Source organism: Natronosalvus vescus (assembly GCF_023973145.1).
GTDB lineage: Archaea > Halobacteriota > Halobacteria > Halobacteriales > Natrialbaceae > Natronosalvus > Natronosalvus vescus.
Window position 1 is genome coordinate 1,105,266 of the sequence record NZ_CP099546.1, and the last position, 20,199, is coordinate 1,125,464.

Here is a 20,199-nt window from a genome sequence, read left to right on the forward strand (position 1 = left end):
TGGTAGGATTGGTGGACAGTGATGGATTCGAAACTGTTCACGACAATGATCAAACCCACGGGAGAACGGTTCTGTGGGCGTCAGAGGACGTCTAACTCGCGGGCGTACCACAGCGATGCAACCGGAATCACGGCGGAGACGAGAAGTGTAACCCACCGGTGGTGTTCGAACCAGGCCACGTCGCCCGCCTCGAGTATCACGTTCGAGGGAACCGACACCGCCCAGTGGAGGGTCACGACGGTGAGAACGAGCCCCAGTATGAGCGTCAGCCCGGCAACCAGTTCCGGCTCGGTACGCTGCTGTCGACCGGCGGCAAAGAGGACGATGGCGACGAACGCAAACAGCGAGAGTACCTGTGGCCCGGCGAGCCCTGCGGCATAATAGAACTCGAGGACGCCCGCCGGCGCTTCGAGGACGAAATACGGCACGAACGCAGCGATTACGTACGCGACCGCGGCGACGATGCCGAGCGTCGGTGGCCGCTGGTGGGGACGCATGCTCGAGGGATTGTGTGGAGACGGTTTAATCCCGACGATTGCCTGGATGGGTACCGCTGCGTCGGTTCGGACAGCCACGGAGACGGACAACAACACTCAACACGCTGGATGACTCATCAGCCCACATGGGACTTGGCAGCACCGCAAAGAAGATCCAGGGACTCTCAGACCGCGCTGAAGCGATGTACCGCCAGGTGCAAGAGCTTCAGCAGCGAATCATCAACCTCGAGGACGAAGTCGACGATACCCACGACACGGTGAAAAAGCTCGATCACAACATCACCGAACAACGGGCACTGTTGCTCGCCATCGCCGACGAACACGGGATCGACGGCGAACAGATCCTCGCGGAGGCGGCCATCGACGAGGCCGAAGCTGACGAAGATGGGGACGAAACCGACGACGTCGACGCCGACTCGGACGCTGAGGCTGCGACCACCTCTGAGTAATCTTCCGCGAGTTGTGGGCCGTCTGGTCTGGCGACCGGGAACGACTGGCGGTCGCACCTGATGGGAAGACCTAACAACAGGGGCAACATTTGCCCGCACAATGACGACCCACGAGCAGCCGTTGGATTCGGTGCTCGAGACGATCGGTGAAACGCCACTGGTACGGATCCACGACGCTCCCTCCGGCGTCCCAATCTACGCGAAACTCGAGTCGTTCAATCCCGGTGCCAGCGTCAAAGACCGCATCGGCCGCTACATGCTCGAGCGGATGCTCGAACGCGGCGACCTCGTCGCTGGCGGCACGGTGATCGAACCCACAGCTGGAAACACCGGAATTGGCCTCGCAATCGCCGCCGCCCAGCTGGGACTCGAGGCGATTTTCGTCGTCCCCGAGCGATTCAGCGTCGAAAAACAACAGCTGATGGAGGCCCTCGGCGCGACCATCATTAACACACCCACTTCCGACGGCATGGGCGGTGCCATCGACCGTGCCCACGAACTGGCCGCAGAAATCGACGATGCCGTCGTCCCCCAGCAGTTCTCGAACCCGCTCAACACCGAAGCCCACTACGAGACAACCGCACCGGAGATCTACGACGCTCTCGACGGCAAAGTGGGTGCTGTCGTCGCTGGCTGTGGCACCGCAGGAACACTCATGGGCCTCGCTCGATACGCCCGCGAACAGGATGCCGAGACGTACGTCGCCGCCGTGGAACCGGAGGGATCGCTGTACGGCGAATTCCTCGACCTCGAGCGCGAGGAAGACGAGTACAAGATCGAAGGCATCGGCACCCACAACATCGAGACGAACGAGCTGTTCGACCCCGACTACGTCGACGAGGTCTATGCCGTCGCCGACGAGTCCGCCCACGAGGAACTCAAACGACTCGCCGCCGAGGAAGGCCACCTCGTCGCCTCGAGTGCGAGCGCGGCGAGCCTCGCGGCGAAACACGTTGCGAAGGGGATTGCCACCGGTGAGATCGACGCACCATTCGACTCGGTGGTGACCGTCTTCCCCGACTCGAGCGAGCGGTATCTCTCGAAGGGGATCTATCGGTCGTTCGAGGAGTGGGACAACTGAGCGCCAGTTTTCTCGTCCGTCAAGGTCTGTTTCGGGCTCCGAACGTGTCCTCGGTCTTCACAATCACCTCCAGCTGCACCCCTACAGCTGCAACCGCTGGTGCTCGACCTTCAGACACCGATCCTGCACCACGAGTCGGCCCGCCGCTTCGGCTCGACGTGCCGCCTCGTCGTCGACGATCCCCACTTGCGTCCAGATGACGGCGTCGTCGTCGCGCTCGAGCGCCGCGTCCACGACGTCGGCGACCTCCTCACTCGGGCGGAACACGCAGACGATCTCGACCGGATCGTCCAGGTCGGCAAGCGAGTCGACTGCCTGGCGGTCGAATATCTCCTCGGCAAACGGGTTGACCGGAAGGATTTCGTACCCGTGCTCGAGCATATACGCTGGCACGTAGTGGGCGGGTTTCCCTACCGTATCCGAACAGCCGACTACGGCGATCGTCTCCCGCTCGAGGATCTCGCGCAGCGTCGTATCATCGGTTACTGGCATACCGGGTGGTTTACACTCGAGCGTAGTGAATCCACGGACTATAGCTGCAACTGAAACGGTTCACACACTGATCACCGACACAACTGGCGATCAGGTGTACAATGACGTGCAGTGGCTACGATAGCTCATCGGTAACGGTTTGCTCGTCACCCGACGTCTCGAGCGGGCTAAATTGGCCGGGTCGGTCTCAGGAGAGGCCAGCCGTCCTGATCTGCTGTTCACCGTCCTCCGTCTCGTCGATCTCGACGACGCCGTCGAACAGCTGTTTGAGCGTGTTCATCGTCTGATCATCGTGAGCTGTTGAGTCGATGACGTAGACGCCGAGGGCATCTGCACTCTGTATTCGGCCCGTGAACACGTGCAGGAACCGGAATACCGTCTGTAAGTTCGAGTACATAAGCAGCGTCGAGACGGAGTGGAGCAGAATTCGGTTTTCGGTTAGCCCACGCCCGTCGTAGAACTCCTGCAGGAACTCGGAGAGTTTGATACCGATACCGGTCATATCGACCGGGGAGGACGCGTATTTGATCCGTGGATCGTCGTCTACCGTTCCAATTCCGCGCTGTTTAGTGACACAGTCGACGACGCCAACATCGGGTTTCGGCATGACGGTTCGAGTGGAAAAGTCCCTGAGTACCTTATCAGCGCTATCTTTCGTCGTAACGATGATCGTCCCCTCACTTTCGTCGGCACCGCTGGCAAGGACGTCAAGCGCGAGGTTGCGCTTGCCCGTAAGTGGGGGGCCAGCGATCAGAACGTTTGTTCCCGGGGCAATCGACTCGTCCGGGAGGACTCCAGGGAGGTCGTACATACCAGATACTCACATCCATCGACAGTCACGGCCGACGGCTCCCGCCTCGTGACTGCGTAGTCGTATGGTAAGTAGATGAAGGAAGCAGGTTATAGTACTTTTGATTACTCAGTTCCACAGTATGGTTCTTCTGGCCGATCAGCAGGTGGGCTACCGGCGACTCGTGACTGTTATCCCAGGGTGATCGCGGCTCGCCCAGCGATAAATGCTGCTGCGGCCAGGAACATCCCGTATTTAAGATGCGATTGGCCAGCAGTCGGGTCGTCGAAGCTTTCGACAGCCGCATACAGCATCACCAGATCGGCCGGGATTACAACGAGCAGATACACCACACCGAAGTCCCCACGCAGATACGGCAGCGGACTCGCCAGCACAGCTACGACCAGCAACCCCGCCGCGAGCTGTACAGACCGGCGTTTGCCGATGGCGATCGGTAACGTGTTCAGTCCCTCCTCTCGGTCGCCCTCGATGTCCTCGACGTCCTTGATGATCTCTCGAGTGAGCGTCGCAATTGCGGCGAGCACGAACAGGACGAACGCCGTCCAGAGATCGCCGACGGCCGCGGCCCCGAACAGAAACGTGCTCCCGACGAGGTAAGCGACGAGTGCGTTCCCCACCCCGGGCAGCCCCTTGAAATACTCCGTGTAGGTGACGAGCGCCACGAGGTTGATCGCCGCAATCGTGATCGCCGTGGCCGGGAGCGTCAGCGCGAGCGCAACGGCACCGAGAAACAGGGCGATGCTGAAGACCAGCGCTCCCCGGGGGCTGATTGCCCCCCGTGGAATCGCTCGCTGGGGCTGATTGATGCGGTCGATCTCCCGATCGAAGTAGTCGTTGATCGCGTTTCCAGCACCGACAGCGAGCGCCGTTGCTCCGACCGCCGCAGCCACCTGGGTCGGTGCGTCGGCGACACCACCGGCAACGAACGCACCGATGAACGTCAGTACCGACGCCGCCACGACGTTCAGCGGACGCGTCAACTCGAGTGCGCCGCGACCCGTCTCCCTCATCGTCATACTCCTGACTGTCTAGTGAGCAGGTATAAACGGTGCGATACCCTGTTTTGGCTTCCTGCTGGTCGCTCTCGAGGCCAGGTCTCGAGGGGGTCGAAAACGATACGTGAGCCAATAACGGATACGGGAGCGCACGATCAGGGGCACTGGGAACGTGGCCATACCGTCCTCCCGAGGATCAGTACCATATTTATCCGCTTCAAAAACAACCCCCTGAGCCCCCGTTCACCGTGTCCGTTGTGATCGGTATCGATCACATGCTCACGGACACCTACCGCATCTCTTTGAGATCACAGAGCGTCGCACCTTCGACCGTGATCCAGTGGGTCATCCGCTCGTCGCCGGTCGCACCGGTCGGGACGACAGTCCAGGTGTCGTTCCCATCGGTCAGCAACTCGAGTGCGTCGTCTACTGGGGTGGGCGTTGGCTCGGTAGGGGACTCGGTTACGGTCATGGCTCTACCTGTATGGAGGACACGTACATTACTACACCTACTGGTGATTTTCAGGCTCTGGGAACAGCCTCGATAGCCGGAACGAATGGGCTCGAGACGAGTGTTATCGCGTGACTCGAGGAACCCAAATCGAGTGACTTATACGGGGCGGCAGGAAATCTGGGGTGAGGGCGCTTAGCTCAGTCTGGACAGAGTGCTTGGCTTCGGACCAAGTTGTCGCGGGTTCAAATCCTGCAGCGCCCATTCGTTTTTGTATGGTTGGAATCCAACACCTGGAAGTGACCCGTTTTTATCCCATCATCGCCTGGTTCCACGCCGACGACCATCTGGGTCTGTAGCCGGGGCCGTGAGCCCTTATCAGTAGGGAATACCGTTAACCCCGTGTGACGCCCAACATGACAATGTAGTCATGAAACCGACCGAATTACTGGCAGCGACCGCACAGGACATCGTCCTACAGGCACCGGAGACCCAGCGGGAGATCTTCGAGTTCGTGTTCGAGGACACGCTGCTCGTACTCTCGTTCGTGACGAACATCGCCCTTGCGGGCCTGACGATCCTCTTCATCGTCGCGATGGCCCGGGGGGTAACCGACCCGCGCACGAAACTGATCATCGTCGCGACGATGCTGATCTCGGTCGTCTCGATCTCGAGTTACACCGGGCTTCTTTCGGGACTGACGTTGAGCTTCATCGAAATGCCCGCTGGGCACCCGCTCGCGGGCGAGGAGGTTCTCACGATGTGGGGTCGGTATCTCACCTGGACGTTCTCGACCCCGTTCATCCTGATCGTCCTCGGGATGATCGCCGGCTCGAACCTCACGAAGATCACGACCACCGTCGCGATGACGATCGCGATGTGCGTCACCGGCCTGGCCGCTGCGCTGACGACCTCGTCGTACCTCTTGCGCTGGTGGTGGTTCGTGCTCAGTTCGAGCTTCTTCCTGGTGATCGTCTACGTCATCCTGGTCGACTGGACCCGCGAGGCGGAGCGAACCGGCACCGCGGATCTATTCACGACGCTGAAGATCCTGACGGTCGTCGGCTGGTTCGGCTACCCGATCCTCTGGGCGCTCGGCGTCGAGGGCTTCGCCCTGCTCGAGGTCTGGATGACCTCCTGGGGGTACAGCGTACTCGATATCATCACCAAGTACATCGTCACCGTGCTGATCGTAATGTACGTCGTCGACGAACCAGAGACAATCACCGCCGGCGCCGATTACGGCACCACGCTGAAGGGCGTCGGTTCCCCTACCGACGACTAAGCGGCCGGATTCGGGAAACTTCAGGTCGGTTGCTCGAAAGAGTGGGTGACCATGCTGCGCGAAGCCCGTCCCGATCGCCGGCACGAATCTATCGGTCGGTTGTTTCGAACTGCATTGTGGGCGACGACCCAACCGACCTACGATTCCGTAGAGGGCCACGTCACTCTCTCCTCTCACCTAATTGGTGAGCTATATCGCCACCGACCGGTGGAAGAACAGTCCGTAGTGGATACGAGCGGTCGTTATCGGAATTGTCACGTTTCGGGTACATTTCCAACAGCTTCTCGATGATAGTGGGCAGGTAGACGATTTCGTTGTCGATTTCTTCGATGATCTGGTCGTGGAACTCGCCCAGGACGAGCGGGGCCTTGTGTGTCGTGGTGAACCCGTGGAACAGCTCGGAGTCGCTGAACTACGAGAGGAACCGCTCGACCGGCTGGTAGGGGTCGTCGGGTTCGGCCGGGGTAACCGTCGCGTCCACGAACGGGCCGAGAACGAACTTCTGGTGCACCCATACATTTGTGGGCCGATAATCGCCTGCCTTCGAGGGGATTATCGACTGAACGACTACCATCGGTGTAGCGTTCGATGATTGAGCAGTGGAGTGGTTTTAATCGGGATTCGCACACAGTCAAACCAACCGTAATCGAGAAAATCAATCTCCGATCGAGACACAGTCATCGGCTCTACCGAAAAGTGAGTCTCGAATCAGAATCGTTTCGATCACTAGAGTAGCCACTCCAAGTCATTTTACACCTGGTCGGCAGACGTGTCGGTGATCTGTGTGTAGTCCGATGCAGTTGTTACTTTAGATCAGTCGTCGGTTGTTTCCGGGGTTGCGTCCGCTGGCGCTGGTGATATCTCGAGGTGGCCGGTATCGTAGCCAGCCCAGTCGAACTTCTCCTGGAAGTAGATGGCCACGTGAACCAGTGCGAGCAGGACGGGAACCTCGATCAGCGGGCCAACGACGGTCGCGAAGGCGACGCCGGAGCCGACACCGAAGACGACGACCGCGACGGCGATAGCGAGTTCGAAGTTATTCGAGGCGGCGGTGAACCCGATGGCGGTCGTCGTCGAATAGTCGGCACCGATTCCGCGCCCCATCCCGAAGCTCACGAGGAACATGACGATGAAGTAGATAGTCAGGGGGACGGCAATCCAGAGCACGTCGGTCGGCTGTGCGAGGATGGTGTCACCTTGCGTGGCAAACATCACGATTACCGTGAAGAGGAGCGCGATCAGCGTAACGGGGCTTATCTTGGGAACGAACTCCGCTTCGTACCATTCTTCTCCTCTAGTGTGTACGCCACCAAGGCGGGTGAGTATGCCGCCCACGAAGGGGATGCCGAGGAAGATCGCGATCGCCCAGAATACCTGTTCGACCGTGATGTCGAACGTGCCGATGCCGGCAACCAGCGCGTCCATCCCCAGCAGCGGCGGCAGAAACAGCGCAAAGAACCAGATGTACACCCCATAGGTGATAATCTGGAAGACGCTGTTGAACGCAACCAGTCCAGCAGCGTACTCGCTCGAACCCTCGGCGAGGTCGTTCCATACGAGCACCATCGCGATGCAGCGAGCCATCCCGATGAAGATCAGCCCGAGGAAGTATTCTGGATGGGCCGGGAGCCGTGGGACGAACCCACTGAAGAAGACGACGGCGAGCGCGAACATCAGCGTCGGCCCGATGAGCCAGTTCTGGATGAGGCTCAGACTGAGCACACGCCACTGACTGAACACGCGCGGTAATTGGCGGTAGTTGACCTTCGCCAGTGGCGGATACATCATTGCGATCAGGCCGATTTCGACGAGATAGTAGCTCTGTATCGGCTCGACGACGGACGGGGCGACGTATCCGAGTCCGACGCCGACCGCCATAGCGGCGAAGATCCACACGGTGAGATACTTATCGAGGAAGTCCATCGACCGTGGGTCGCCACAGCTTTTGCACTCACAGTTCGATCCGTGTTCGTGTGCGTCGATGTCACTCACCTGTGGCCTCCGGCTTCCGACCCGTGATACTCGCAGAAACGAGGAACTCGCTTACGTCGACTTCGTCGTCCCACTCGCGGATGAACTGTTCGCTGTCGTCTTTTGGCGAGATGTCGACGTGTTCGAACCCAGCGTCGGTGAGCATCTCCTCGAGTCGGCCGATCGTGGTAGCGCCGGCGACACAGGTTGCAACGGAGTCTGGATCGGCGCGAAGTCCGTCGGGCACGTCTGCGGTTAACACGACGTCCGAGATGGCGAGTCGTCCACCCGGTCGGAGCACTCGAAACGACTCCTGGAAGACCTGTGGCTTGTCCGGTGAGAGGTTCACCACGCAGTTCGAGATGATGACGTCGACGGTCTCGTCTGCGACAGGGAGGTGTTCGATCTCTCCCAGCCGGAAATCGACGTTCACAGTTTCGTTCTCCCTCGCGTTTTCTCGGGCTTTTTCGACCATTTTGGGCGTCATATCGACTCCGATGACCTGTCCGGTCTCACCGACCTGTTGGGCGGCCAGGAAACAGTCGAAGCCACCACCGGATCCGAGATCCACGACCGTCTCGCCTTCGGTGAGCGATGCGAGCGCCTGCGGGTTGCCACAGCCCAGTCCGAGATTTGCCTCACCCTGGACGCTCTCGACGTCGCCCCTCGAGTAGCCAAGTTGTGCTGCCGTCTCGGCAGCACCTTCTGTTTCAGTCTCCTCAGCACCCTCGTCAGCACAACAGCTACCCGGCGAACTGCACTCACTCTTCCCTGTCCCCGCCTCCGCTGCAATTCGGGCGTACCGTTCACGAACGATGCGGCGCTGGGTCGGGTCGTCGAGAGACTCGTCAGCCTCGTCCGTCTTACCCGTGTCGCCCGTCTCGAAATCAGACACGTTGAGTCACCTCCTGTTCGATTTCGTCGAACAATCCACGAACTCGTTGTCTGACCGCATCTCGGATCTCGCGTACCTCCTCGAGGGGCTTCCCATCCGGGTCGTCGAGCGCCCAGTCTCGATTCTCGCCTGCCCAGATTGCTGGACAGATGTTCGACGCTGAACAGCCCATCGTAACGACGATGTCCGTTTGCTCCAGTTCCTCCGGAGTGATGGCTCGCGGCGTCCGCTCATTGAGGTCGAACCCAGCCTCGTCCATCACGTCGACGACGACCTCGTGGACGTGATCCGCCGGTTGGGTTCCGCCAGTAAGAATTTCGACCTCGTCCCCCAATCCCCGGTCTCCTCGTTCCTGTTCGGCAAAGGCCGTGGCCATCTGACTCCGGCCAGCGTTCTGAACGCACACGAACGCCACGCGAAGGCCGGGTGACCTCATCGAGATCCCTCCCGGGTGTGATCGAGCGCATCGAGAAGTGAAGTCGCTCGCTTGGTCGCTTCGTAGTAGCGCCACGTGCCATCCTTGCGGCGCATGACGAGGCCAGCGTCGTATAGGTCGGAGAGCGCGTGGCTCACCGCGCTGTCGCTGACCTCGACGACGGGCGTGATTTCACAGACGCACAGTTCCCGCCCGGCGGTGGCGAGCAGTCGAACGATCGTGTACCGGGTGTCGTTGCTGAGCGTCTTGAGTGCCGCTTGATCGCGTGCGGTATCGGATGGAACGTCCCCAACGTGCCGTTCGAGGTTTTCGATGCGCTCGTCGATATCGGCCGCACAACAGTCGCCCTCTTGATCGGCGATGAGGCGCTCGAGTCGCTCTGACTGACGGTTCATAGTTGTACATCTGAACAACCATTCAGATAAGTCTTCTGAACCCTCTCTGCCCACTTGTCGAGCGCCAGGCAGAGACAGTCGCAATAGGGTTCCTTGCCAGTTGGATGGTGGCTCAGTACCGGAGCCGTAGGGTAGTGACGGTCGATCGAATCGCGCAGTCGTCACTCAGTCTCCTCGCCTTGAGCGTTCGCGACGGCCAGTTCCAGCGCGAAACTCGAGGCAGAGACGATATCGCCGATGCCGACGGTTCCGGCCGGATTGGCGACGACGCGATTCGGACAGGCGACGGCGGTCGGTGTACATAGCGTTCCGTCCGCCGTGGGCTTGCCGATGTCGTCGGCGAGGTGTGTAATCGCATCTCGGCCTTCCTTCGACGGCTCGTACTCGAGCCCGGTCTCGAGATCCGTGGGGGATTTAATGTGTCCACGGGCCGCCTTCGTCGCGGCGTTGATCGCGGCGAACTCCAGTCCGCGTCGAACTGCCTCCGGAGGCAGGTGATCCTCCATAACGGCGAGGTGGTACTCCATAGCGTGGAGTCTGAGACAGTCGGCGCCAAGACGTTTCCGGAGCGATTCGAGCTGTCGGTACTGCGCACGAATCACCTGTTCGGGGTCAGCATCGGCACTCCTCATCGACTCATCAGCGCCCAGACCAGCATCCGACTGGAGCAAGTGGAGTTCGTGTTCGTCAAGGCCAATCACGGTGGCCTCCGGCAGAATCCACTCGGCGATGCTTTCCCGGAGAGCGTCGTCGTGGGTCACGACGTATTCGACGTGGACGTCCAGCCCATCCTTACTCCCGGATCGCAGGCGACGGATAACGTCTCGAGCGTGACGATGGGCTCGTTCGTAGTCGCCGCTGTGTTCGGGCGTGAGGGTGTGATAGCCTGCCAGTAACGCACCGTCGACAACTGCGCCGACCTGGTCGATCACTGCATCGAGATTGCCGGCGTACAGGTCGAACTCGGGCGGTCTCGAGGCGGCGATGAACCGCGACCCCTCCGGTGTGCGGACATCGAAGAGGTCGTCGCCGGCCGCGAATTCGAACACCCAGTTGATCTTCGTCCGATCGGCCGTGGGGGCCTCGTTCAGGGGCACGGGTCGAACCGCCCCGTCCTCGACGAGCGGGTATCGAACTCGCTCCGGGTGGTCGAACTGCGACCGCTGGCGTTCCGACAGCAGGTAGGTGTACAGAATTGGGGCAGCGCCGTAGGCAGAGAGAAGGTTGCTCATGATTCCGGCCTGTCCGCCCAGTTGCTGTGTGTCGGGCGTCAGCGTTGCCTCGAGCGTGGCCGCGAACTCGTCGGTCAACGTCAGTTCGTCGCCCCGACCAGTCGCCATCGCGTGGGTCATCGCCAACGCGAGGTCGCTAAGCGTGTCCAGACGACCTTGTGGCCGGTTCTCACCCGGTGCTTCCGGGCGGTCGAGGGCTGCCTCGAGGTAGTCGTCGACCCGGACGATGGCGTCGACGTTGGCGTTGTACGCGACGAACACTGGCAGATTCTCGAGGGCCTCGAGTGCGGTCTCGAGGTGGGCGTGGCCCCACTCCATTACCTGTTGGTCTTCGACGACCAGGGAGTTAATCCGCCAGGGTGCCTCGGGAATTGGCACCCGGCATTATGGGAGGACGGCCTCGAGGAGTCGAACTGGAGCGAATATTGTCTCGAGGGTGCGTGTAGAACAGCTCTCGTCTGACTCTCTCCGCAGGATGGGGGTGCTGAGAACCTAGAGATATCGTTCCATCTCGTAGTCGCCGCGGTTACGTGCCGTCGTCTCGAAACCGGTCGACCGGTAGAGATTCATCGCGATGCGGTTGGTTCGAGAGACGGTTAGCCAGACGTGAGTCACCCCGTTCGCTCGTCCCTGACCGAGCAAGCCCCGGATGAGTCGAGTTCCGATTCCCGCCGACTGATACGCGGGCTTGACGAAAATGGCCAGTTCGGCCTGCTCGTCGTACGGGACGAGGACGGCGTGGCCGATCACGTCATCCCGGTGGCGTGCGACGGTGTGGAGGCCATCCTCGAGGAGCCCACTGATCCACTGACGTATGCGGGAGTCCCCTCGTGGTGGCAACCCCTGTGATCGCGAGTCATCGCCGAAATGGGTGTACATGTCCACCAGCGGGTGGGAGTCACCGGCGTACGTACTGACCGTGATCGTTCTTCCATCCCGATCGGTGAACGTCGTCGGCGGGAGTGGAAATCGTGATCGCTGGTCGGCTGAGGTGGCCATACGTGAGTTTCGGGACGTATCGTCCTAAGCCTGTCTCGCATTCCCAGTCGCTGGGAGTGGCCCAGACTCGGGGAAGTGTTCATCTGCGCTCTTCCAGAACTGGGTGGGGTTCGGTTGGCTTCAGGCGTTCAGCCACCTCGAGGTCGGCCGGTACGTCATCCGGTACGGATCGTCAGGGAAAAGCCTCGTGCTTTACGGGAAGATGATGTCAACGCTCGCCTGGATTCTGAGACGCTGAAGTGGACGTCACATCGTCCCCTTCCTGGATCGCTTTGGCTTGCTGTTCCATCTCCTCGAGATCTACGTCGACCTCTGCTTCGATTTCGCCGATGATCTCGGCGATGTCGTCCAGGCCGATGAGTTCACGGGTCTCCTCGTCGAACGCGAGGCTCTCGAGTTCCGTACCGTCTTCTTTCACGTCACTGCCCTGGAGGTGTTTGCCGTAGCGCCCGATCATTGAGGACAGCTCCTGTGGCAGGACGAACGTCGTCGACTCGCTCTGGCCGATCTCGGAGAGGGTGTCCATCCCGCGGTCGATGATGGCGCGCTCGCCCATCGATTCGGCCGAGCGGGCTCGCAACACGGTCGAGATGGAATCACCTTGTGCCTCGAGGATCTGACTCTGTTTCTCACCCTGGGCGCGGATGATCTGGCTCTGCTTTTCCCCCTCCGCACGCTCAACGGCACTGCGGCGTTCACCCTGGGCCTCGAGAATCATGGCACGACGTTTCCGCTCGGCGGAGGTCTGTTGCTCCATCGCGCCTTTGACGTCGCGGGAGGGCGTCACTTCGCGCACCTCGACCGCCTCGATGCGGATTCCCCACTCGTCGGTGGGCTCGTCGAGTTCGGTGCGGATCCGGGCGTTGATCTGTTCACGCCTGCTCAGCGTGTCGTCGAGTTCCATGTCGCCGATCACGGCACGGAGGGTGGTTTGAGCGAGGTTGGAAACGGCTCGCGAATAGTCGTCGACCTCGAGGAACGCCTTCTTGGCGTCCATCACGCGGATGTAGATGACGGCGTCGGCGGTCACCGGCGAGTTGTCCCGCGTGATCGCTTCCTGCCGAGGAACGTCGAGCGTCTGGGTTCGCATGTCGAAGCGGTGTACCTGGGAGACGAACGGCGGAACGATGTTCAGCCCTGGTTCGAGGATTTTACGATACTCGCCGAAGATGGTCAGTGCTCCCCGATCGTAGGCATCGATAAAGATGACCATCTGCCAGACGGTAACGGCTGCGACGAACACGACGAGGAGGCCAATCCCGAGTGTCAGTTCGGCTGCCTGCAATGGTGCGTATACGAACTCGTTCATTATCTATACTCGGTGCGGAGGGTCAATAACTCTTGGCCTGCTGTCGTGTCAACTAGTCGTCTCTCGGCCGTATACGAACCGACGGAGATCGCACAGATGCTCGGGCTATCGGTGTCTCCCTCCCCGGAACTGGCTCGAGCGGCGGGATCTGGCGGTCTCAACGCGAAACAGCACCCAGGTCAGGATCAAAAAGTGTCTCCATTCCGGACAGAGCGCTTAACCTTGCCCGTCACTTTCAGGGAAATGAGCGATGATACGCCCCAGCCGCGAACGAGAGCGATCCAGTCAGACGGCATCAGAAAAGACGTCCTCGAGCGAAGAGGGTGTGAGACGTTGTCCGGAGTGTGACTCGGATGCACTCTTGACCGAGGACGGCAGCGGCGAACTCAGTTGTGAGGACTGTGGTCTCATCATCGAGGAGTCCCGGATCGACCGCGGCCCGGAGTGGCGAGCGTTCAACCACTCCGAGCGACAGAGCAAGTCACGCGTGGGCGCGCCGACGACCCAGACGATGCACGACAAGGGGTTGACGACGGCGATCGACTGGAAGGACAAGGACGCCTACGGCCGCTCGCTCTCCTCCGAAAAGCGCAGTCAAATGCACCGACTGCGCAAGTGGCAAGAGCGCATCCGAACCAAGGACGCGGGCGAACGAAACCTGCAGTTCGCGCTCTCCGAGATCGATCGGATGTCCTCGGCGATGGGGATCCCACGATCGGTACGCGAGGTGGCGTGTATGCTGTATCGGCGTGCGCTCGAGGAAGATCTTATTCGCGGCCGATCGATCGAGGGCGTCGCGACCTCGGCACTGTACGCCGCCTGTCGGATCGAGGGCATCCCACGAAGTCTCGAGGAAGTCGCAGCCGTTTCTCGGGTCGATCGCAAGGAAATCGGACGCACCTACCGGTACGTCGCCCAGGAACTCGGCCTCGGGATGGAGCCGGTCGATCCGAAGAAGTACGTCCCCCGATTCTGTTCGGAACTCGAACTCTCCGAGGAAGTGCAGGCGAAGGCGAACGAGATCATCGACGTCACGACCGAAAAGGGTCTGCTGTCGGGAAAATCGCCGACCGGGTACGCCGCCGCCGCGATCTACGCGGCCTCGTTGCTCTGTAACGAGAAGAAGACGCAGCGGGAGGTCGCCAACGTCGCGCAGGTGACAGAAGTGACGATCCGCAACCGGTACCAGGAGCAGATCGAGGCGGTCGGCCTGTACTGATCGGGGTTCACTGCTCGAGCGGTTTTCTCATTTCTCAATTTTCATTTCTCATTTTTCGGTTCGTCGACGCCTGCAATGTTCCACGGGAGACGGAGGCTCGCCAACTAGCGGGACACCTCCCAGAGACGCGTTCGACACCTATCAGAAAAGATGTGTGTGTCTGACGTACGTTTAAGTATCGAGAACAGTCCCTAGTATGTATGCCGAAAAACCGCGTCGAGCGACTCGAGGCGACCGTCAAGGAGCTCGAGTCCACTGTCGAAGGACTAACCGAGGAACTCGTGGAATCGAAAGAGCGCATCCGGGTGCTCGAGGCCGAACTCGACACCGAGATACCGACTCGGGTGCCCGAACGGCGGGCCAGCGCCGCGAAACCGGGCGAGGACGGCGAAACGCCCGAAGCCGCTCAGAACGACGTCGACGAGGCCGCAGCGGAAGCCGAGAATGACGTCGAGGGCGAAGCCGAACTCGAGGAGGAACCAGAAGACTCAGGTACCGACGACATTATTGTCGCATAACCTGTCGACTGACCCGTTACGGACGGGGTCGTCGACGCTCGCTGGCTACGGAGGGCTCGAATGCATATCAAGGCGCTCGTCTTAGACAATTTCAAGAGTTTCGGCCGGAAGACGAAGATCCCGTTTTACGAGGACTTCACCGTCGTTACGGGACCGAACGGCTCCGGGAAGTCGAACATCATCGACGCCGTGTTGTTCGCCCTCGGGTTGGCCCGAACGCGGGGGATCAGAGCGGAGAAACTGACGGATCTCATCTACAACCCCGGTCACGACGGCGATGGAGAGATCGTCGGCCCGCGGGAGGCGATCGTCGAGGTCATTCTGGACAACAGCGACGAGACCCTCACGCGTTCACAGGTCGTCAACGCCGCCGGCAGCGACGACGTCGGCGACTGCGAGGAAGTTCGCATTCGGCGACGGATCAAACGCACCGAGGACAACTACTACTCTTACTACTATCTCAACGATCGCTCGGTCAACCTCTCCGACATCCAGGATTTACTCGCCCAGGCCGGGGTCACCCCCGAGGGGTACAACGTCGTCATGCAGGGTGACGTCACCGAGATCATCAACATGACGCCGTACAACCGGCGACAGATCATCGACGAGATCGCCGGTGTCGCCGAGTTCGATGCGAAAAAAGAGGACGCGTTTGGTGAACTCGAGATCGTCCAGGAACGCATCGACGAGGCCCAGCTTCGGATTCGGGAAAAACGCACCCGCCTCGGCCAACTCGAGGACGAACGCCAGACTGCGATGCGATATCGCCGACTTCGGCGCGAAAAAGAGGAGTACGAAGGCTACCTCAAGGCGAGCGAACTCGAGGACAAACGCGAGGCACTCGAGGGGGTCGAGACGAAGGTCGACGGCCTCGAGGAGGATCTCGAAGATCTCCAGCGTGAACTGGACGAGCGCGAAGGAAAGGTACTTCGCCTCGAGGAAGATCTCGAGGATCTGAACGCCGAAATCGAGCGCAAAGGCGAGGACGAACAGCTGCGGATCAAGAGCGAGATCGAGTCGGTCAAAGGCGACATCTCCCGGCTCGAGGATCGGATCGAGGCGACGACCGAGCGGATCGAGGAGGCCGAATCGACCCGCCGTGGAGCGTTTGTCAAGATCGACCGCAAACAGGAACAGGTCGCCGACCTCGAGAGCGAGATGCGCGAGTACAAACTCGAGAAAGCCTCGCTCAAAGGCGAGATCCAGGAGCGCGAAACCGAACGCGAGGGTCTCGAGAAGGAGATCGACGAGGTCGACACCGAGTACGACGAGGTGAAAGCCGACCTTCGGGAGCGAAAGGACGCCCTCGAGGCGGCCAAAACCGAGAAGAACGACCTCCAGCGCGAACAGGATCGCCTGCTCGACGAAGCGCGACGGCGCTCGAACGAGGTGAGCGAGACGGAAACCGAAATCGAGGAGATCGAAGCGTCGATCCCCGAGATCGAAACACAGCGCAAGGATCTCGAGCGCGAACTCGAGAAGGCCGAGACCAACCGCGAGAACATCACCGTCGTCGTCGACGATCTGCGCGACGAAAAACGTGACTTGCAGTCGAAGCTCGACGACATCGACGACGACCTTCAGGCCAAACAGGCCGAGTACGCCGAACTCGAGGCGAACGCCGGCGAGAGCGGCGACTCGTCGTTCGGCAGGGCGGTGACGACGATCCAGAACGCGGCCATCGACGGCGTCCACGGCCCCGTCGCGGAGCTGGGCAGCGTCGCCGGCGAGTACGCGGTCGCCTGTGAGACTGCCGCCGGCGGACGGCTGGCGAACGTCGTCGTGAAGGACGACGTGATCGGCCAGCAGTGTATCGAGTACCTGAAATCCCGAAACGCGGGGCGGGCGACGTTCCTCCCGATCAGCAAGATGCGCTCGAGAGGCCTTCCGAACGCACCGTCCGATCCCGGCGTCGTCGACTTCGCCTACAACCTCGTCGACTTCGACGACCGCTATTCGGGTATCTTCTCGTACGTGCTCGGCGACACCCTCGTCGTCGAGGACATCGAGACCGCCCGGGCGTACATGGGCGACTATCGGATGGTCACCCTCGACGGCGACCTCGTCGAAAAGAGCGGGGCGATGACCGGTGGCTCGCGAAAGGGATCCCGGTACTCCTTCTCCAGCGGCGGGAAGGGACAACTCGAGCGCGTCGCGACCCAGATCACGAAGCTACAGGACGAAAAGCAGTCCATCCGAACCGATCTTCGGGGCGTCGAAGAGCGTCTCGACGACGCTCGCGACCGCCAGACGGAGGCGGCAGACGAGGTGCGATCGATCGAGAACGAACTCGAGAAACTCGCGGAGAAACGCGACGGCCTCGAAACCGAGATCGATGAGCTCGAGACGAAACTCGAGGAACTCGAGGACGAACGCGAGTCAGTCGACGAGCGGATGACCGAAATCGCCGACGACATCGAGGCGAAAACGGAGACGATCGACGAGATACAGGCCGACATCGACGAGCTCGAGACCGAGTTAGCCGACTCGAAGATTCCGGAGCTGACCGCTCAGATCGAGGAACTCGATGCCGAAATCGACGAGCGCGAGGAGCGGATGGACGCCCTCGATACGAAGCTGAACGAACTCGGCCTCGAAAAGCAGTACGCCGAGGACGCGATCGAAGACCTCCACGACGAGATCGAAACGGCACAGAACCGCAAGGCCGAGTACGAGGACACGATCGCCGACTGCGAGGATGCGATCGCGGAGAAACACGAGGTACTCGAGGCAAAACGCGAGGCCGTCGAGGAACTCGAGGACGAACTCGCCGAGCTCAAAGCCGAACGCACCGAGTGCAAGGAGGCCGTTACGGAGGCCCGAACGGCCCGCGACCAGCAACAGAACCGCGTCCAGACCGTCGAGAGCAAACTCGAGTCCGCCCGCGAACGGGCCGGGGCTCTCGAGTGGGAGATCGAGGCGCTCGAGGAGGAAGTCGGGGAGTACGACCCCGAGGACGTGCCCGACCACGACACGGTGGTCGAGATGGTCGAATTGCTCGAGGCCGATATGGAGGCGCTCGAGCCCGTCAACATGCTCGCGATCGACGAGTACGACGAGGTGCGCTCGGAGCTCGACGACCTGGAGGAGGGGAAGGCGACGCTGGTCGAGGAAGCCGACGGCATTCGCGAGCGGATCGAGCAGTACGAGACGCAGAAGAAGCGGACGTTCATGGACTCTTACGAGGCGATTGCGGAGCACTTCACGGAGATCTTCGAGAAGCTCTCGGAGGGAACCGGCTCGCTCCACCTCGAGGACGAGGACGATCCGTTCGAGGGCGGGTTGACGATGAAAGCCCAGCCGGGTGATAAGCCGATCCAGCGCCTGGATGCGATGTCCGGCGGCGAGAAATCCTTGACCGCCCTGGCGTTCATCTTCGCCATCCAGCGCCACAACCCCGCGCCGTTTTACGCCCTGGACGAGGTCGACGCGTTCCTCGACGCCGTCAACGCCGAGCGCGTCGGCCAGATGGTCGACGAACTCGCCGGCCGGGCTCAGTTCGTGGTGGTCTCACACCGGTCTGCGATGCTCGATCGATCCGAGCGGGCCATCGGTGTCACCATGCAACAGGACAACGTCTCGGCGGTGACCGGTATCGACCTCAGCGGCGACCGCGACGGCGAGGAGGTACCGGCCGATGACTGACGACGAGATCCCCTTACAGATCGCCGGTCACGAGGATCGCGAACGGCCGGGATCAGACGAGAACGGAGATTCACCGTCGGCGGACTCCGTCCTCGCGTTCGACGAGACGGCGGTTTCCGGGACGGCGGGTGACGTGGACGCCGGAATCGACAGCGACCAGGATGACGACGTCGAACCCGTCGAACTCCTCGTCCAGCTCGCCAAAGAAGGCGAGATCGACCCCTGGGACATCGACATCGTCGCCGTCACCGACAAGTTCCTCGAGGCGCTCGACGACGCCGACCTTCGAACGTCCGGCCGAGCGCTGTTTTACGCGAGCGTCCTGCTCCGGATGAAGAGCGACGAGTTGTTCGCCCCCGACGAACCCGAAGAGGAAGAACTCCCACCCTGGGAGGCTCCTTTCGCGGACGACGGAGCCATGGACGGCGACGGCGTGCCCGGGTTCGATCCAATCGAAGGCCTCGAGGCCGAGATGGAACGGCGCCTCGAGCGCAAACACGCTCGCGGCAAACCCGAGACGCTGGACGAACTGGTGCGCGAGCTTCGGGACGCCGAACGGGGCACCTGGTGGAAGTCCTCGCGCAGCTACGACACGAGCGAGTCGCCCTCGGGATTCAACCGTGGGATGCAGGAACTCAGCTATCACTCCGGGGACGACTTTCGGGTCGACGACGAGCCGACGGCTAACGACGTGACCCACACCGCCCACGAGGAGGACATCGAAACGGTCATCGACGACGTCGATGAAACGCTCACTGAGCAGTACGACCGCGGGCGCGAGGAGGTGCTGTACGCCGAAATCGATCACGTCGGTGGGACGCGTGTCATGACCTACCTGGCGTTGCTCTTTCTGGCCCACCGGGGTCGCCTCGTGCTCGAGCAGGACGAACTGTTCGGCGACCTCTGGATCAAGGAGGCGAGCCTCGAGGCCGAGGCGACGGAAGCGATCGCTGACTGAGTCGTGACCGTTGTCAAGGAGGTAGAATTCGAACTGGTGTAGGTTCCCGTAGCGTCGAGTGGGTCGAATCGATCGATACGTTGTCTAGATTATACTACGGATATTATGGTGTATGGGTTCGATTTTCAAAGCTAGTGGCAGCCGAACTGTAGGTGTTACCAACTGAGAGGGGTGACGAAAGCGATAGACTATCGCGAGACCGACGAACCGTCGTCATTTTGTCCCTGGCAGTCAGGAACCGAGTATGGAACGCGTACAAGCGGCACTCGGGGGCCTGGCCGTGGTCGTCCTGCTCTACGGGGGATACATCGTGATTCGGACGCTGACTCGAGCCCTGTATGCGCTGATCTGGTTCACCGAAACGGTCGCGATGTTCGTCTTCGCCCTCCTCATCGGCTACGTGGCGTATCGCGTGCTCTGGGGCGTGAGCGACGATCCGAGGCGGCACTGACGACCACGTGTTGACGGATTCGCGTGTGAGAGACGGGACGGGCCGTTCGCCGTGGACGATGGCCGCTCGTTCGATGTCGCTCCCTTCTTCTCGAGTCGCCGATGGCTGGT

The 20,199-nt window shown here is 61.0% G+C and carries 20 protein-coding genes and 1 tRNA gene; 9 read left to right on the top strand and 12 right to left on the bottom strand.

Annotation, left to right across the window (positions count from 1 at the left end; all coding sequences use genetic code 11):
- Window positions 1–80 precede the first annotated feature (80 nt).
- On the bottom strand, window positions 81–575 hold the full coding sequence (locus tag NGM68_RS05245; protein WP_252700595.1) for a DUF7548 family protein: 495 nt from the start codon (window positions 573–575) through the stop codon (window positions 81–83).
- A 47-nt stretch (window positions 576–622) separates the two neighbouring features.
- On the opposite strand from NGM68_RS05245, the gene NGM68_RS05250 reads away from it, so the two are divergent.
- Together NGM68_RS05250 and NGM68_RS05255 are read left to right on the top strand one after the other, a co-directional pair.
- Window positions 623–946 (top strand): DUF5798 family protein, encoded by a 324-nt coding sequence (locus tag NGM68_RS05250; RefSeq protein ID WP_252700596.1) that lies wholly within the window; start codon window positions 623–625, stop codon window positions 944–946.
- Between the two features lie 100 nt (window positions 947–1,046).
- Window positions 1,047–2,027 carry a PLP-dependent cysteine synthase family protein gene (locus NGM68_RS05255; protein WP_252700597.1) on the top strand — a complete coding sequence of 327 codons (981 nt, stop codon included), beginning with the start codon at window positions 1,047–1,049 and terminating at the stop codon, window positions 2,025–2,027.
- Between the two features lie 81 nt (window positions 2,028–2,108).
- Here NGM68_RS05255 and NGM68_RS05260 read toward each other — a convergent pair whose 3' ends face one another.
- The 4 genes from NGM68_RS05260 to NGM68_RS05275 form a co-directional block, all read right to left on the bottom strand.
- Window positions 2,109–2,519, bottom strand: a complete 411-nt coding sequence (locus NGM68_RS05260; RefSeq protein ID WP_252700598.1) for a CoA-binding protein — start codon at window positions 2,517–2,519, stop codon at window positions 2,109–2,111.
- A gap of 187 nt (window positions 2,520–2,706) precedes the next feature.
- Window positions 2,707–3,330: an RAD55 family ATPase gene (locus NGM68_RS05265; RefSeq protein ID WP_252700599.1), complete on the bottom strand. Its 624-nt coding sequence runs from the start codon at window positions 3,328–3,330 to the stop codon at window positions 2,707–2,709.
- 170 nt (window positions 3,331–3,500) lie between these two features.
- The gene (locus tag NGM68_RS05270) at window positions 3,501–4,346 is read right to left on the bottom strand and encodes a geranylgeranylglycerol-phosphate geranylgeranyltransferase (protein ID WP_252700600.1); all 846 of its coding nucleotides are present in this window, start codon (window positions 4,344–4,346) and stop codon (window positions 3,501–3,503) included.
- A gap of 268 nt (window positions 4,347–4,614) precedes the next feature.
- On the bottom strand, window positions 4,615–4,797 hold the full coding sequence (locus tag NGM68_RS05275; RefSeq protein ID WP_252700601.1) for a DUF7511 domain-containing protein: 183 nt from the start codon (window positions 4,795–4,797) through the stop codon (window positions 4,615–4,617).
- A gap of 168 nt (window positions 4,798–4,965) precedes the next feature.
- Between NGM68_RS05275 and NGM68_RS05280 the strand changes: the two genes are divergently transcribed.
- Together NGM68_RS05280 and NGM68_RS05285 are read left to right on the top strand one after the other, a co-directional pair.
- Window positions 4,966–5,040 (top strand) — tRNA-Arg (locus NGM68_RS05280).
- 166 nt (window positions 5,041–5,206) lie between these two features.
- Complete coding sequence (locus NGM68_RS05285) at window positions 5,207–6,061, top strand: bacteriorhodopsin (protein ID WP_252700602.1); 855 nt, start codon at window positions 5,207–5,209, stop codon at window positions 6,059–6,061.
- A gap of 813 nt (window positions 6,062–6,874) precedes the next feature.
- Here the strand turns inward: NGM68_RS05285 and arsB are convergent.
- From arsB to NGM68_RS05320, 7 genes are all read right to left on the bottom strand, one after another.
- Window positions 6,875–8,053, bottom strand: coding sequence for an ACR3 family arsenite efflux transporter (gene arsB, locus NGM68_RS05290; RefSeq protein WP_305884202.1), 1,179 nt, complete (start codon window positions 8,051–8,053; stop codon window positions 6,875–6,877).
- Entirely contained in the window at window positions 8,046–8,927 is an 882-nt protein-coding gene (gene arsM, locus NGM68_RS05295; protein WP_252700604.1) for an arsenite methyltransferase, read from the bottom strand. Before arsM ends, arsB begins: the two co-directional genes overlap by 8 nt.
- A complete protein-coding gene (locus NGM68_RS05300) occupies window positions 8,920–9,363 on the bottom strand; it encodes an arsenate-mycothiol transferase ArsC (protein ID WP_252700605.1) in 444 nt (147 codons plus the stop codon). Before NGM68_RS05300 ends, arsM begins: the two co-directional genes overlap by 8 nt.
- Complete coding sequence (locus NGM68_RS05305) at window positions 9,360–9,758, bottom strand: ArsR/SmtB family transcription factor (protein WP_252700606.1); 399 nt, start codon at window positions 9,756–9,758, stop codon at window positions 9,360–9,362. The genes NGM68_RS05300 and NGM68_RS05305 overlap by 4 nt, the downstream gene beginning before the upstream one ends.
- Before the next feature lie 161 nt (window positions 9,759–9,919).
- Window positions 9,920–11,308 carry an ADP-dependent glucokinase/phosphofructokinase gene (locus NGM68_RS05310; RefSeq protein WP_252700607.1) on the bottom strand — a complete coding sequence of 463 codons (1,389 nt, stop codon included), beginning with the start codon at window positions 11,306–11,308 and terminating at the stop codon, window positions 9,920–9,922.
- A 174-nt stretch (window positions 11,309–11,482) separates the two neighbouring features.
- A complete protein-coding gene (locus NGM68_RS05315; RefSeq protein WP_252700608.1) occupies window positions 11,483–11,989 on the bottom strand; it encodes a GNAT family N-acetyltransferase in 507 nt (168 codons plus the stop codon).
- Window positions 11,990–12,197: 208 nt separating this feature from the next.
- The gene (locus NGM68_RS05320; RefSeq protein WP_252700609.1) at window positions 12,198–13,298 is read right to left on the bottom strand and encodes an SPFH domain-containing protein; all 1,101 of its coding nucleotides are present in this window, start codon (window positions 13,296–13,298) and stop codon (window positions 12,198–12,200) included.
- A gap of 250 nt (window positions 13,299–13,548) precedes the next feature.
- Here NGM68_RS05320 and NGM68_RS05325 point away from each other — a divergent pair, with 250 nt between their 5' ends.
- From NGM68_RS05325 to NGM68_RS05345, 5 genes are all read left to right on the top strand, one after another.
- Window positions 13,549–14,517: a transcription initiation factor IIB gene (locus tag NGM68_RS05325; protein WP_252700610.1), complete on the top strand. Its 969-nt coding sequence runs from the start codon at window positions 13,549–13,551 to the stop codon at window positions 14,515–14,517.
- A gap of 200 nt (window positions 14,518–14,717) precedes the next feature.
- A complete protein-coding gene (locus NGM68_RS05330) occupies window positions 14,718–15,035 on the top strand; it encodes a DUF7518 family protein (RefSeq protein WP_252700611.1) in 318 nt (105 codons plus the stop codon).
- Window positions 15,036–15,095: 60 nt separating this feature from the next.
- Complete coding sequence (gene smc / locus NGM68_RS05335) at window positions 15,096–18,680, top strand: chromosome segregation protein SMC (protein ID WP_252700612.1); 3,585 nt, start codon at window positions 15,096–15,098, stop codon at window positions 18,678–18,680.
- Window positions 18,673–19,638: a segregation and condensation protein A gene (locus tag NGM68_RS05340; RefSeq protein ID WP_252700613.1), complete on the top strand. Its 966-nt coding sequence runs from the start codon at window positions 18,673–18,675 to the stop codon at window positions 19,636–19,638. The genes smc and NGM68_RS05340 overlap by 8 nt, the downstream gene beginning before the upstream one ends.
- 244 nt (window positions 19,639–19,882) lie before the next feature.
- Window positions 19,883–20,089 carry a hypothetical protein gene (locus NGM68_RS05345; protein ID WP_252700614.1) on the top strand — a complete coding sequence of 69 codons (207 nt, stop codon included), beginning with the start codon at window positions 19,883–19,885 and terminating at the stop codon, window positions 20,087–20,089.
- Window positions 20,090–20,199 lie beyond the last annotated feature (110 nt).